Origin of the sequence: Streptomyces sp. NPDC052773 (genome assembly GCF_044547145.1) — a bacterium.
In the GTDB taxonomy this organism is placed as follows: Bacteria; Actinomycetota; Actinomycetes; order Streptomycetales; family Streptomycetaceae; genus Streptomyces.
Genome location: NZ_JBITZX010000005.1, coordinates 228,067 through 241,552 on the forward strand (window position 1 = coordinate 228,067; position 13,486 = coordinate 241,552).

Annotated in this window: 15 protein-coding genes; 4 read left to right on the plus strand and 11 right to left on the minus strand. The window is 72.5% G+C overall.

The features are described from left to right. The 3 genes from ACIG0D_RS13835 to ACIG0D_RS13845 all read right to left on the minus strand — a co-directional run bounded on the left by ACIG0D_RS13835 (window position 1) and on the right by ACIG0D_RS13845 (window position 2,603). Complete coding sequence (locus ACIG0D_RS13835) at window positions 1-165, minus strand: hypothetical protein (protein WP_365757866.1); 165 nt, start codon at window positions 163-165, stop codon at window positions 1-3. Between the two features lie 139 nt (window positions 166-304). After that, window positions 305-766 carry a molybdenum cofactor biosynthesis protein MoaE gene (locus tag ACIG0D_RS13840; RefSeq protein WP_365757864.1) on the minus strand — a complete coding sequence of 154 codons (462 nt, stop codon included), beginning with the start codon at window positions 764-766 and terminating at the stop codon, window positions 305-307. A 724-nt stretch (window positions 767-1,490) separates the two neighbouring features. After that, window positions 1,491-2,603, minus strand: a complete 1,113-nt coding sequence (locus ACIG0D_RS13845; protein ID WP_399799725.1) for an SDR family oxidoreductase — start codon at window positions 2,601-2,603, stop codon at window positions 1,491-1,493. Between the two features lie 194 nt (window positions 2,604-2,797). On the opposite strand from ACIG0D_RS13845, the gene ACIG0D_RS13850 reads away from it, so the two are divergent. Both ACIG0D_RS13850 and ACIG0D_RS13855 read left to right on the plus strand, forming a co-directional pair. Continuing rightward, window positions 2,798-4,291 carry a zinc-dependent metalloprotease gene (locus ACIG0D_RS13850; RefSeq protein ID WP_399799728.1) on the plus strand — a complete coding sequence of 498 codons (1,494 nt, stop codon included), beginning with the start codon at window positions 2,798-2,800 and terminating at the stop codon, window positions 4,289-4,291. Next, on the plus strand, window positions 4,288-4,809 hold the full coding sequence (locus ACIG0D_RS13855) for an NUDIX hydrolase (protein WP_399799731.1): 522 nt from the start codon (window positions 4,288-4,290) through the stop codon (window positions 4,807-4,809). The genes ACIG0D_RS13850 and ACIG0D_RS13855 overlap by 4 nt, the downstream gene beginning before the upstream one ends. 65 nt (window positions 4,810-4,874) lie before the next feature. Here the strand turns inward: ACIG0D_RS13855 and ACIG0D_RS13860 are convergent, their stop codons facing one another. The 4 genes from ACIG0D_RS13860 to ACIG0D_RS13875 form a co-directional block, all read right to left on the minus strand. Then, window positions 4,875-5,630, minus strand: coding sequence for an AIM24 family protein (locus ACIG0D_RS13860; protein ID WP_399799733.1), 756 nt, complete (start codon window positions 5,628-5,630; stop codon window positions 4,875-4,877). Between the two features lie 19 nt (window positions 5,631-5,649). Next, window positions 5,650-6,330, minus strand: a complete 681-nt coding sequence (locus ACIG0D_RS13865; protein ID WP_086173603.1) for an AIM24 family protein — start codon at window positions 6,328-6,330, stop codon at window positions 5,650-5,652. Window positions 6,331-6,341: 11 nt separating this feature from the next. Continuing rightward, a complete protein-coding gene (locus ACIG0D_RS13870) occupies window positions 6,342-8,168 on the minus strand; it encodes a TerD family protein (RefSeq protein WP_399799736.1) in 1,827 nt (608 codons plus the stop codon). 174 nt (window positions 8,169-8,342) lie between these two features. Continuing rightward, the gene (locus tag ACIG0D_RS13875) at window positions 8,343-8,939 is read right to left on the minus strand and encodes a M48 family metallopeptidase (protein WP_365757850.1); all 597 of its coding nucleotides are present in this window, start codon (window positions 8,937-8,939) and stop codon (window positions 8,343-8,345) included. Between the two features lie 307 nt (window positions 8,940-9,246). Here ACIG0D_RS13875 and ACIG0D_RS13880 point away from each other — a divergent pair, with 307 nt between their 5' ends. Next, complete coding sequence (locus tag ACIG0D_RS13880) at window positions 9,247-10,458, plus strand: TOMM precursor leader peptide-binding protein (protein ID WP_399799740.1); 1,212 nt, start codon at window positions 9,247-9,249, stop codon at window positions 10,456-10,458. After that, window positions 10,451-11,818 carry an ABC1 kinase family protein gene (locus tag ACIG0D_RS13885; RefSeq protein ID WP_399799743.1) on the plus strand — a complete coding sequence of 456 codons (1,368 nt, stop codon included), beginning with the start codon at window positions 10,451-10,453 and terminating at the stop codon, window positions 11,816-11,818. The genes ACIG0D_RS13880 and ACIG0D_RS13885 overlap by 8 nt, the downstream gene beginning before the upstream one ends. A 33-nt stretch (window positions 11,819-11,851) precedes the next feature. Here the strand turns inward: ACIG0D_RS13885 and ACIG0D_RS13890 are convergent, their stop codons facing one another. From ACIG0D_RS13890 to ACIG0D_RS13905, 4 genes are all read right to left on the minus strand, one after another. Continuing rightward, window positions 11,852-12,061: a hypothetical protein gene (locus ACIG0D_RS13890; protein WP_399799746.1), complete on the minus strand. Its 210-nt coding sequence runs from the start codon at window positions 12,059-12,061 to the stop codon at window positions 11,852-11,854. Window positions 12,062-12,199: 138 nt separating this feature from the next. Next, window positions 12,200-12,523, minus strand: coding sequence for a hypothetical protein (locus ACIG0D_RS13895; protein ID WP_399799749.1), 324 nt, complete (start codon window positions 12,521-12,523; stop codon window positions 12,200-12,202). Continuing rightward, window positions 12,520-12,888 (minus strand): WhiB family transcriptional regulator, encoded by a 369-nt coding sequence (locus ACIG0D_RS13900; RefSeq protein WP_023546912.1) that lies wholly within the window; start codon window positions 12,886-12,888, stop codon window positions 12,520-12,522. Before ACIG0D_RS13900 ends, ACIG0D_RS13895 begins: the two co-directional genes overlap by 4 nt. 175 nt (window positions 12,889-13,063) lie before the next feature. Further along, on the minus strand, window positions 13,064-13,390 hold the full coding sequence (locus ACIG0D_RS13905; RefSeq protein WP_399799751.1) for a hypothetical protein: 327 nt from the start codon (window positions 13,388-13,390) through the stop codon (window positions 13,064-13,066). Window positions 13,391-13,486: the final 96 nt, after the last annotated feature.

Below are 13,486 nucleotides of genomic sequence, written 5' to 3' on the forward strand. Positions count from 1 at the left end.
TCAGCCGCCGGTCGTGGACTTCTCCATGGCCGCGCGGAAGCGCGCGTACCCGTCGAGTTCGGGTCCGTCGCTGCGCACCTTGCGGGTCCTGTTGGCCCACACGCCCCACAGACCCGCGCCGATCGCAGCCATCAGCGGAATCAGCAACCAGGCGAGCGCCGCCATGCCGACCTCCCAACCCCATGTGAGCGTCCGCAACTGACTGATCAGCAGATTAACCATCCGCAGTGACAACGCTCACGCCAGGGGTGCGGTTACGCAAGCGGAGGGACGCCTGAACGGGGGACATGCTCCCCCGTCGTGCTCAGCAGGCGCCGACCCACTCCTCGGTGCCGTCGGAGAACCTCTGGTGCTTCCAGATGGGCACCTCGTGCTTGAGGTCGTCGATCAGCTTGCGGCAGGCCTCGAAGGCCTCGCCGCGGTGCGGGCAGGAGACGGCGACGACGACGGCGAGGTCCCCGACCCGCAGGTCGCCCACGCGGTGCACGGCCGCCAGCGCGCGCACCGGGAACTCGGCGACGACCTTCTCCGCGATCCGCCGCATCTCGGCCTCGGCGCTCGGATGGCACGAATACCCGAGCTCGTCCACATCCGCCCCGCCGTCATGGTTCCGCACGGTCCCCACGAACAGCGCCGTCCCCCCGGCGGCGTCGTCCCCGACCGCCCGGAACACCTCGTCCACGGAGAGCGGCGTCTCCCGAATACCGATCAGCTTGATGGGCTCCTGAGCGCCCTGCTCACCGGGATGATCGTTCGTGGCTGCCATGCCACCATCGTGCCTCACCCCACCGACAACCCGAAATGCATCTTTCCCCTCGCCCGCCCCACCCAGGCTTTGGCTCCTCCTACAGCCCATTCCATCCCAGACCCACTCGACTCGGATGATTCGGTGCTGCGCAGTGCGCGTGTAGGGGGCGGGTCCAGGGTGGGCGGAGTCAGGGCGAGGCCAAAAGCCACTCCCGCGCGGGGGCACAGGGAGGAGCAGACCCCTCTCCGCCCGGGGGGTAGGGGCGGAGCCCTCGCCGGGGCTCAGGGGGCGTCGCCCCTGCGAAGGTCCAGGGGCGTAACCGGGGGGAGCCCCTCCGGGGCCGCAGGGACCCAGCCCCCTGCGGGGGGGGCGCACCGCCGCGGGGCAGGAAACCCAGCCGCACCAGGCGCCCACGGCGCACACCCCGCCGCGGCCCATGGTTCGCCGCCCAGGCCCAGCCCTTCCGAGGGGGCGGGGTGGACGCAGCCCCCCGCCGGGGCCCAGAGGGCATCGCCCGGGGCCCCAGCCCCTCCGGGGGTGCAGGGGGCGGAGCCCCCGCTGCGGGGCGGGGACCCAGCCGCACCAGGCACCCAGCCGCACCGGGCACCCACGGCGCGGTCCCCCGCCCGGGTCCAGGGGCGGAGCCCCTGGTGGGGTCGAAGGGGCGGAGCCCCTGGGGAGGGGAATGGGTAGGGGCGGCGGGGGCGGGACTCGTCGTGGCCGCAGCACCAGCCGCGCCCCCTCAGATCCGCCGCCGAGCCTTCCGTGCCCGCCGCACCACCGCCGCCGCACCCAGCAGAGCGACCGTCGCCCCGGCCGCCCCCGCCGCCGTCGCGTCCTTGCGGCCCAGTCGGCGCCCGGCCACGGTATGCCGCCCGGAGACCTCCTCCAGCAGCTCCGCCAGGACCTCCTCGTTGGTCCACCGAGGCCGCCACCCGGCATCGTGCAGCCGGCTGCCGCTCACCACCCAGGGGTACATCGTGTACGCCAGATCGCCCGCAGGCGACGGCGTGAGCCCGATCCGGTGCAGCCGGGCCGCCGCACCGAGCGCGACCGCCGACGGCAGCTCCATCCGCCGGATCCCGCTCAGCTCCTCGACCTCCTCCTGCTCCAGCCACCCGTCGCACCCGACGGCCAGCTCGCCGTCGACCTTCTCCAGGACGGCGTACTCGAGCGCACTGCACAGGTCCTCGACGTGGCAGAACTGCCAGGCCGGCCGCGACCCGGCCACCACCAGTAGTCGAGGCGACTCGAAGTACCTGGTCAGGGCGGTGTCGGTGCCGCCGACGAGCACCGCGGGGCGCACCACGGTGACATTGAGCCCGGGGTGCGCGCGGGGCGCCCGCCGTGCCAGCCGTTCGATCTCCAGCAGGTCGCCGACACCGGTCGCCTCGGCCGTGGCCCGCAGCTCGGCGTCCTCCGACAGGGGCAGCTCGTTGTCCGGCAGCGCCCCGTAGACCATCGCGGAGGTGCACAGCACCGCGCGGTGCACCCCGGCTGCCGCGGCGGCGGTGAGCACGGTCTGTGTGCCCCGCACGTTGTACGCCGTGCGGGCGGCGGGATCGGTCTCCAGGTCGAGGTCGAGCGCGAGGTGGACGACGACGTCCGCCCCGCGCAGTTTCTCCGCGATGGCCGGATCGCGCACATCGAGGATGTGCCACTGCGCCTGAGCGCACTCACCGCGTCGCTCGTCGATGGCGATGACCTGCTTGATCTCCTCCGACGCGGCCAGCCGCGCGGTGAGCAGCGCGCCGACCCCGGACGCGGCTCCGGTCACCGCGACGACGGGCCCGCGCGCGGCGGGAGAGGTTGAGTGGTTTCGCGCTGCGCGAACCTGCGGGTCTGGGGAACTCACCGGGCGTCTCCAGCGGTTGTCTTCAGTACGGGCGCGAGTGACGCGTACGTACCAGGTGGCATCCATCCTGCCGCAGGCCTCCTGTCGGCGAAGCACCGAGGCCCGAACCGCCCCGGGTGTCTACGCTGGGTGGTGTTGTCGGGCAGTCGTGCCGTCGGGAAAAGAACCGGCGGCCTTACCAGCCGAGGAATCCCGTGAGTGACACCCCATTCGGATTCGGCCTTCCGCCGGAGGAGCCGGAGAACGGCGACGAGGGCAAGAAGAAGGACCAGCAGAGCGGTGGTGGGCAGGGACCGGCCAACCCGTTCGGTTTCGGGTCGCTGCCCGGCGCCGGAGGCTTTGGAGGCCCCGGGGCGGACAATCCGCTCGCTGCCATGTTCGGTTCCCTGAACCCCACCGACCTGGGCGCCGCGTTCCAGCAGCTGGGCCAGATGCTCTCCTACGAGGGCGGCCCGGTGAACTGGGACATGGCGAAGCAGATCGCCCGCCAGACGGTCGCCCAGGGCACCTCTGACGGCACCAAGGACGCGAGCGTCGGCCCCGCCGAGCGCACCGCCGTCCAGGAAGCCGTCCGCCTGGCCGACCTCTGGCTGGACGACGCCACCTCCCTGCCGTCCGGCGCCGCCTCCGCCGTGGCCTGGAGCCGCGCGGAGTGGGTGGAGGCCACCCTGCCCGCCTGGCGGGAGCTGGTCGACCCGGTCGCCGAGCGCGTCGGCACCGCCATGGGCGACGTCCTGCCCGAGGAGATGCAGGCCATGGCCGGCCCGCTGATCGGCATGATGCGCTCCATGGGCGGCGCCATGTTCGGCACGCAGATCGGCCAGGCCGTGGGCGTGCTCGCGGGCGAGGTCGTCGGCTCCACGGACATCGGCCTGCCGCTCGGCCCGGCCGGCAAGGCCGCCCTGCTGCCGGTGAACATCGAGGTCTTCGGCAAGGACCTGGGTGTGCCGAAGGAGGAGGTGCGGCTGTATCTCGCCCTGCGCGAGGCCGCTCACCAGCGCCTCTTCGCGCACGTCCCGTGGCTGCGCTCGCACCTGTTCGGCGCGGTCGACGGGTACGCGCGCGGCATCAAGGTCGACACCGCCAAGCTGGAGGACGTGGTCGGCCAGTTCGACCCGCAGAACCCGGAGCAGCTGCAGGACGCCCTCCAGCAGGGCATGTTCCAGCCGGAGGACACGCCGGAGCAGAAGGCCGCCCTGGCCCGTCTGGAGACCGCGCTGGCGCTCGTCGAGGGCTGGGTGGACGCGGTGGTGCACGCCGCCGCGAAGCCCCGTCTGGGCTCCGCCGACGCGCTGCGCGAGACCCTGCGCCGCCGCCGCGCCTCGGGCGGCCCGGCCGAGCAGACGTTCGCCACGCTGATCGGCCTGGAGCTGCGCCCGCGCCGGCTGCGCGACGCCTCCCGCCTGTGGGCCTCGCTCACGGACGCGCGCGGCGTGGACGGCCGGGACGCCCTGTGGGCCCACCCGGACATGCTGCCGACGGCCACCGACCTGGACGACCCGGACGGCTTCGTGCACCGCGAGCACATGGACTTCTCCGAGTGGGACAAGATGCTCGGCGAGGCGGCGCACAAGCCCGACCTGAAGAAGTCCGGACAAGGCGAGCCGGAGCAGGGCCGGGCGGAACAGGCCAAGCCCGAGCCGGGCACGAAGGACAAGGGCGACGGCAAGGGCGACGGCACCGAGTGAGCCTGCACGACGACGCGGTCCTCGTACTGAAGGCGTACGAGGACCAGGACGAGCTGCGCCAGGCCTACCTCGACCACCTCGCCGCGCATCCGGACGGCATGTGGAAGGCCTGCCACGCGGGCCACATCACGGCGAGCGCCCTGGTGATCGACCCGGAGCACGGCCGCGTACTGCTCACCCTCCACCGCAAGCTGCGGATGTGGCTCCAGATGGGCGGCCACTGCGAGCCGGCGGACACCTCCCTCGCGGCGGCGGCGCTGCGCGAGGCGACGGAGGAGTCCGGCATCGCGGGGCTGACGCTGCTGCCGGGCGGCCCGGTGCGGCTGGACCGGCATCCGATCCCGCCCCCCTGCCACGTCCACTTCGACGTGCAGTACGCGGTGCTCGCCCCGGCGGACGCCGTCCAGCAGATCAGCGACGAGTCGCTGGACCTGCGCTGGTTCGCCTACGACGAGGTGGCGGACGTGGCCGACGAGTCGGTCGTACGGCTGCTGGAGGCCACCCGGGCGAGGCTCTGAACGGGTAAGGGGTGACCGCCATGGCGGTCACCCCTTACCGATGTTCTCGTGGGCTCGGTCCGGCCTCAGTTCCAGACGTTGCCCTGGTTCTGCCCGCGGGCCCCCTGCTGTCCCATCCCGTACTGCGCGGCGAGCCCGGAGCCGGTCTGGGCGTTCTGCGGCGGCAGCATCTCGCTCGGCTGGACCAGCGCGAACCCGGTGCCCATGAAGCTCAGCTCCCAGCCCTCACCGGTGTTGCCGCGGCGCCGCCACACCCCGGACGAGTGCGTCTGGGCCTGCATCTGCACCCGCAGCGCGGTGGACCAGGCGACGATCGCGTCGGCGTCGCAGTTGACGTACTTGTCCGGTGTCACCTGCAGCATCAGCGGCATGCCGGAGGTCATCAGCGCGACCTTGCCGCGGCCGGTGATGTTGAGCTGGTACTTCCCGGAGCCGGAGATGCCGTAGAGGCTGTCCACGGCGATGACCTCGTGGTGCAGCGAGGAGTCCATGGCGAGGACGTAGCTGCTGTCGACGGTGAGCCCGTCCTGGTCGACGTCCACCAGGTGGATGTGCTGCCTGAGGTTGGCGAGGTAGACCGTGCCCTGCCCGTGGCAGCGCATCAGGTCCAGGCCCTCACCGGTGCGGGCGCGGTCGCGCGACTGGCTGCTGTTCTGGAACTCGGCGTCGAACTCCACCAGGCCCTGGTAGGCGACCATGGTGCCCTTGCGGGCCAGGATGTCGTCGTGGCCCTCCAGGACGACGCGCAGCATCTGCTTGTTCTGCAGGCTCCAGCGCTCCTGGGTCTGCTGCTCGGCGTGGGCGAAAAGCGAACTCTGCATGGTGTTTCCGGCTCCCCCTTCAGCCCCGGACCCGAAGGCGGTCGGTGCTGTCCTCGCTCGGCTGGACGACGACGATGCCCTGGCCGGAGAAGGCCATCTGGTAGGCCTCCCCGCTGCCCCGGCCGATCAGCGACTGCGCCTTGAAGCTGCGCTTGCCCTTCACCTTGAGGTTCGGGGACCAGGCGACGAGGGCGTCCGGGTCGACGTACGTCTCGTCCTCGCCGCCGCCGCAGTCGACGACGATCGGCTTGCCCCGGGAGGTCAGCGCGACCCAGCCCTGCCCGGAGATCCTGGTGTTCCACAGGCCCTGCCCGGCGAACTTCGCCAGCCCCTTGACCCGCTCGACGCCCCAGGTGAGGTGCGCGTCGAAGGCGAGCAGGTTGGTGGCGTTGACCGAGATGCCGTCGCCGTTGAGGTTGATCACGACGACGTTGGCACCGTAGTCGGCGAGGTAGAGCAGGCCGTCGCCGGAGCACTTCATCAGGGGCGCGCCCTCGCCGGTCATCCAGTCCTTGGCGATCTGGCGCACGGCCGGCGGGTTGGGCTCGTACTGGATGAACCCTTCGTAGGCGACCATCGACCCCACGCGCGCGAGGAGGTCGTTCCCGGTCTGCATGGCGACCTTCAGCATGTGGTTGCCGTGGTTCTCCATGCGGGCGGTGACGGGTGCGGGGGCGTAGCCCGCGAGCGGCTGGTTCATGACGGGCTCCCTCAGACCTCGTACGGCTGGACGACGATGAAGTTGCCGGGCGCGCCCCGGAACTGGAGGTTCACGCTCTCTCCGGTGTCGCCCGGGTAGGCGTTGCGGCGCATGCGGACCTGGCTGGAGACGACCACCTGGGCGGCGGACGACCAGGCGACCACGGCGTTGCAGTCGGCGAACGTGGTCGGCGTGACCGGCAGCACGACGGGCGTGCCGTGGGTCTTGACGACGATCGTTCCGGTGCCCGTGAACTGCATCGTGAACAGCGCGCCGCCGGGGATGCCGTGCCCCTCGATCCGTCGGACCTCGTACTGGAGGCTCTCGTCGAAGGCGAGCACGTTCTCGGCGGAGACACAGATGCCGTCGCCCTGGAGCTCGATCGGGTGCAGCATCGTGGAGTCCTCGGCGAGGAAGACCTGGCCCTGGCCGGTGCAGCGCATCAGCTGCATCTCCTGGCCGGTGGCGTTGCCGACGATCCGGCCGGCGAAACCGGCGCCCTTGTAGCTGAAGTCGACCTTGCCCTGGTAGAGGACCATGCTGCCCTGGCGGGCGAGCACGGGCTGGCCGCCGATGCCGAGGTCGACGCGGACCATCTTCTTGTTCTGCTGCGTCCAGCGCTGCCCGGTGGGCGACTCCCGAAACTGCTGGAGCGCGGCGGCGACTCCGGGCGCCTGCGGGGCGCCGTGCGGCATGCCCTGGGGCATCCCCTGCGGGGCGCCGTAGGGCGCGGGCCGGCCCGGGGCCTGGCCGACCGGGGGCTGCTGGCCGAAGGGAGGCTGCTGGCCGTAGCCGGGGGACGGAGTCTGGGCCTGGGGCATGTGAGGCGCGGGGGCCGCCGGGGGCTGGGCGTAGCCGGGCGGCAGCGGGGCGGTCGGCGCCGGGGCGGCGGCCTGGCCGTACGGCTGCTGCTGGGGCGGCTGGCCGTAGGGGGCCTGCTGGGGCGGCTGGCCGTACGGCTGCTGCGGCGCGGGCTGGCCGTAGGGCGGCGTCGGGGCCGGGGCGGGCGGCGGGACGGTGCCGCCGGGCGGCGTGATGGGCGCGGCGATGGTCGGCGCGGCGTGCACCTGCGGCTGGGGCGCCGGGGGCGGCGTTGCTCCCTGCGGGGGCGCGAAGCCCTGCGCGGGGGCGGGGGCAGGGGCCGGAGCGGGCTCGGGAGCCGGAGCCGGTGCGGGCGCGGGCGCGGGCGCCGGGGTGGGCGCGGCGGCCGGGGCGCCGAACGCGGGCGGCGCGGCGGCGGCCTGGGCGGGCGGGGCGAAGCCGGGAGCGGCGGACGCGGCCGGGTTCTGCTGCGGCGCGGGGGTCTCCTCCTCCGCGACCTCGCCGCCGAAGTTCCTCAGCAGCGCCTCCAGACCACCGTCGAAGCCCTGGCCGACGGCCGCGAACCGCCAGACGTCCTTGAGGTAGAAGTCGCCCAGCATCACGGCGCGCTCGGTGGAGAACTCCGAGCCGTTGAAGGAGTACCGGGCCACCTCCTCGCCGCCCGCGACGATCCTGATGTATCCGGGGTTGATCTGCGACATCTGCCCGGCGCCGTCGATCGTCGCCGTGAACGACAGCTTCTGGATCCGGGGCGGGATGCGGTCGAGCGTGACCCGGAAGGACTCCGTGTCGCCCGCCTGGGCGCCCAGCAGCTGAATGGCCTCCTCGGGGGACTTCGGCTGGTTGAAGAAGACGAAGTACCGGTCGTCCGAGAGCCGTTCGTCGGCGTCGAGCCCGAAGCAGCTGATGTCGAAGGTCAGTCCGGGGCCGGAGATCTGCACGCCTACGTACAGATCCGTGCCCGCGGTGAGGTCACTGATCCTGGCCTTGTGGCCGCGTTGGAATTCCCTGACCATGCGTTACGACCGTCCCCCATCCCGAATGTGAGTGCGTCGCGCCAGGCTAACGGCAAAGTCCGACAACGGACGCGGCCGGTACAGACCCGGTACAGAACCTCCGCCGACCGGTGGCGAACCGGTACGGTGCAGCTCACGGACCGCGCGCGGCGGATCACCGACCGCGCGGGGAGATCACTCTCCGCGCGCGCCGGGCACGTGGGGCAGCCGTTCCGCCGCGACCACCCCTTCGAGGTAGCCCCGGGCCCGCTCGGTCCGCGGATACGCCTCCAACAGCCGCCAGAAACGGGGGCCGTGGCCGGGCACCAGCAGATGGGCGAGCTCGTGGACGAGCACGTAGTCGACGACGTACTCGGGCATGCCCTGCAGCCGGTGCGAGAGCCGGATGCTGCCCTCGGCCGGCGTGCACGAACCCCAGCGGGTGTTCTGGTTGGTGACCCAGCGGACCGAGGTGGGCCGGGCCCGGCCTCCGAGGTACTGCGCCGACAGCCGCTCGGCGCGCTCGGCCAGCTCGGCGTCGCCGAGGGTCCGCTTGCTCTCCTGGGCGGCCAGCTTGTCGAGCATGACGCTCACCCAGCGCTGCTCCTCGGCCTCGGACATCCGGGCGGGGATGAGCACGACGGTGCGATCGCCCTCGCGGTACGCGGACACCGTCCGTCGCCGGCGGGCGCTCCTGCGTACCTCGATCGCGCTCGCCTGCGAGCCGCGGGGCGGCTGGCTCGTCGTGCTGCGCTGTGGCGTTCCGGCGCGGTGCAGTGGGTCGGCGGGCACGCCCCGACGTTACCCGCTGCGCACGCGGGAAGTCCCGAGTCCGGGGCCGTTCCGCCGCGATGCCCCACCGCGCGTTTGATTTATACGACAATCACCCGCCGCCTGTGGACAACTCCCCGCACCCGGCGCCCGGTCCGGGCATGCTGGCCTGCGTCGACAACGGAGCGCGGGCCGACAGGACCGGAGAGACCGGCACGAACGGGCGCAGGTCTGAACAATTTGTCTCAAAGGGCCGGAATCGGGCAGGTCACCTCCCCGTTGACGAACAGGGCTTTGATACGAACTTCTCGGGCAACGGGGGCCTGTCATGCATCCGATGGTGAAGCCCGCGCTCCGGCGCGGCTGGCGCGATCTCAACACCGTGCAGTTCGGGATGACTCCCGCGCACGCGATGACGCTGGGTCCGATGGACACCGCGACCGGCAGCTTCCTCGATCTGCTCGACGGCACCCGCGGACTGGACCTGCTGCGCGAGGAAGGACGGCGGATGGACCTGCCCGACGGCCATGTCGACGCGCTGGTGCGCCGGCTGACCGGTGCCGGGCTCCTCGACGACGCCCGGGGCGGCGGACCGGCCGCGCAGGCGCTGCGCGGGAAGCCGGAGGTCCTGGACCGGCTGCGCCCCGACCTTGCCACGCTGTCGCTGACCACGTCGGAACCGGGCGAGGCCGTCGAGCGGCTGGCCGCGCGCCGCTCCCAGCGCGTGCAGGTGCGCGGCGCCGGCCGGGTGGGATCGGCCCTGGCCGCGCTGCTGTCGGGGGCGGGCGTCGGCGAGGTCGACGTGCGCGACGGCGGCCAGGTGGAGCCGTGGGACGTGAGCCCGGCCGGGCTGCCGGCCGACACCGTGGGCGCCAGACGCGACGAGGCGGCCCGGCGGGTGGCGCGCGCCGCCGCCCCGGACCGCCCGCCCCGCCGCTCCCAGGCCCCCGCCGGTACGGCCGAGCCCGGCTTCTCCCTGGTGATCCTCGCCCCGCGGGACGATGTGGCCGTCCACACCCCCGGCCCGGACACCGCCGCTCCCCTCATGGCCTCGGGCACCCCGCATCTGTACGCCGGGGTGGCGGAGGGAACCGGCATGGTCGGTCCGCTCGTCCTGCCCGGTGAGACGGGCTGCGCGGGCTGTCTGCACGAGGCGCGCACCGACCGGGACCCGACCTGGCCCCGGCTGGTCGCCCAGTGGCGGTCCGGCAGACAGCGGCAGGTACGGCCGTGTGATCTGGCGCTCGCCACCACGGTGGCCGGGCTGGCGGCGGCCCACGCGCTTGCCTTTCTCGACGGCCGGACGCCCTCCAGCGCGGGCGCCCGCTGGGAGGTCTCCCTCCCCGGCCTCCAGTGGCACGCGAGGCCGGTTTGGGCACACTCCGCATGCCCGTGCGGGGCGGCGGAGAAAGCCGGAGGGGAACAGGCCTCAAAGGACGCCGCCGCACACGAGACAATGACTGAGCAAGGGTCGTCAACGCGGGTACGCCGTCCGACAGGCGCGGCGCGGCCGGCTGGGACTTGGAGGGCGCATGTCTGATCTTCCCCGGAAGGCGGTCACCCGGACCGCCAAGCTCGCCGCGCTCCCGCTCGGCTTCGCCGGCCGGGCGACCTGGGGGCTGGGCAAGCGGATCGTCGGCGAGTCCGCGGAGATCGTCGGCCGTGAGCTCCAACAGCGCACGGCGGAGCAGCTGTTCAAGGTGCTCGGCGAGCTCAAGGGCGGCGCGATGAAGTTCGGGCAGGCACTGTCCGTCTTCGAGTCGGCGCTGCCCGAGGAGGTCGCCGGCCCCTACCGCGCGGCCCTGACCAAGCTCCAGGAGGCGGCGCCGCCGATGCCGACCCGCACCGTGCACACGGTGCTCGCGGAGCGGCTCGGGCCAAACTGGCGGGAGCTGTTCCTGGAGTTCGAGGACAAGCCGTCGGCGGCCGCCTCGATCGGCCAGGTGCACCGGGGCGTGTGGCACGACGGCCGCGAAGTCGCGGTGAAGGTGCAGTACCCGGGCGCCGGCGAGGCCCTGCTCTCCGATCTGAACCAGCTGAGCCGCTTCGCCCGGCTGCTGGGCCCGCTGGTGCCCGGCATGGACATCAAGCCCTTGATCACGGAGCTGAAGGACCGGGTCTCCGAGGAGCTGGACTACGGCCTGGAGGCGCAGGCCCAGCGGGCGCACGCCGAGGAGTTCGCCGACGACCCGGACGTGCTGGTGCCCGCCGTCGTCCACCAGAGCGAGCAGGTCCTGGTCACCGAGTGGATCGACGGCATCCCCCTGTCGGAGGTCATCTCCGACGGCACCCCGGAACAGCGCGACCGGGCCGGTCAGCTGCTCGCCCGCTTCCTCTTTTCCGGCCCCGCCCGCACCGGGCTGCTGCACGCCGACCCGCACCCCGGGAACTTCCGGCTGCTGCCCGGCGGCCCGGAAGGCGAGGACGACTGGCGGCTGGGCGTGCTCGACTTCGGCACGGTCGACCGTCTGCCGGGCGGTCTGCCGACCCCGATCGGCGAGTCCCTGCGCATGACCCTCGACGGCGAGGCCCAGGCCGTCTACGACCTGCTGTGCGCGGAGGGCTTCGTCAAGGAGTCCATCGAGCTGGACCCCGACGCGGTGCTCGACTATCTCCTGCCGATCATCGAACCGGCCCAGGTCGACGAGTTCACCTTCACACGCGGCTGGATGCGCAGCCAGGCGGCCCGGATCGCCGACCCCCGCTCCCCCGCCTACCAGCTCGGCAAGCGGCTGAACCTGCCGCCGGCGTATCTCCTGATACACCGCGTCACCCTCAGCACCATCGGTGTCCTGTGCCAGCTCGGCGCGACCGTCCGGCTGCGCGAGGAGCTGGAGGAGTGGCTGCCGGGCTTCGTGCCGGAGGAGGAGCTGCCCGAGGAGTCGGCGGCGGAGGCCTGAGGTCCGCCACCCGGCTGAGAGGAGGCGCCCGGCCTACCACCAGGCCGAGTCCAGGCGCCCCTCGATGGCTCTGAGGTTCTCGCGGGAGCAGCTGTCGCAGAAGTACTGGCGGACGCCGTTCTCCACGGAGCAGGTCCAGGTGGGCTGGAGACCATCCGCAAAGGTGCCGCAGCGGGCGCAGACGACCCGCCCGCGCTTCGTGGGGGAACCGCCCTTGTCACTGCCTCCGGGAAGAGTCGTCACCCGGCGACGATAACGCCGTCACCGGCGGATCGCCCGGCACAACGCACCGCGGGGGCCGGTCCCTTCGGTAGGACCGGCCCCCGCGGGGAAGCTCACGCCTCCCGGTACCGGCAGGCCGCCGCTTCGGGCGTGGCTGGGTTACTGCATGACGGCGAGGGCGAGCGCCCGCCGGGCGCGCATCGAGGCGCGCTCGGCCCGGCGCTGCATCCGGCGGGCGGCCGCCAGGCTCATGGCCCGGCGCTCCCGCTGCGCCTCATGCAGGCGGTCGTGCATATGCGCACGAGCCAGGGCTTCTGGGATGAGTTGCATCTCTCGGGTCCTGTTCTGACGCGAGTCGGTCGCGCCGGTGGTGGTGACGTCTGGTGTCGCGGAGCCGGTGGGCTCGTGGGTGGACGGCTTCATCGGGGCCTGCTTCTGGGGGTCGTGCGTGAGGGGACGGTCGATGGTTCCTGTGGTGTTCATGCCGTGACCGGGTTCTTGCGCGGGCGGCCACGCGGCCGCTTCCGGGCGACGACGACACCCTGGACGAACAGCTCGCCACCCCAGACGCCCCAGGGCTCACGCCGCTCCTTGGCGCCGGCGAGGCAGGCCTCGATCAGCGGGCAGGTGCGGCAGAGGGACTTGGCGTACTCCACGTCGGCCGGCGACTCGGCGAAGAAGACCTCCGGGTCGTAGGAGCGGCACGGGACGGGTACGCCCAGGTTCTCGATGGCGTCGTCGAGCGCGGTGAGCGCAGTGAGCGGGGTCAAGGTGGAGTCCTCCGTGAGGCCGGGCGGGGGGATCGTTTGGGAAGGCGGTACGGACGGGGCGTGCGCTTCGAGTTGCACGGTTTGACTTCCTCGTCTGGTCGTTCCGGTCGGTTGGACCGGGTGGCGGCTGGTACCGGGCGCTTTCTGTCCCGAGGCCCCTTCGCTCTGTCACATCCACGTTCGTGGACAAACAGAAGGGCCGCGGATCCCGGATGGGGTTCCGCGGCCCTGAAGGCGCCGGCCTGATCGCCGATCAGGCTGGATCACTCCAGGGTTCTGGCCCACGGAAGGCCCACATCAGGTGGTGCTGCGTCGTCTGCTTCCGGAATCCGGCACCGGTCGCCGTAAAGGCATAGGCCTGCGCCTGTGCCTCTACTGCCGCTTCCAGTGCCTTGGTCGGTCGCTCATCGCGCTCGCGGACGGGAAGACCCGCGAGAGCGACGGAGGACGCCGGACGGACGGCACGAATGCCGGACAGACCGGTGCCCTGGTCCGAGGAGCCGAGCATGCACAGGGAAGCGACGACCGAGCGATCGGTCATTTTGACGGTGCTGATGGAGCTGGCGTTGATGCTGATCACTGGACTCGCCTCCTCTCGGCGTCTCGGGGGGCTGGGGTGAACCAGCCCTGCGGATATGCAAGTACAACACGGAATCGGCGCCTCCGAGAAGGCCGC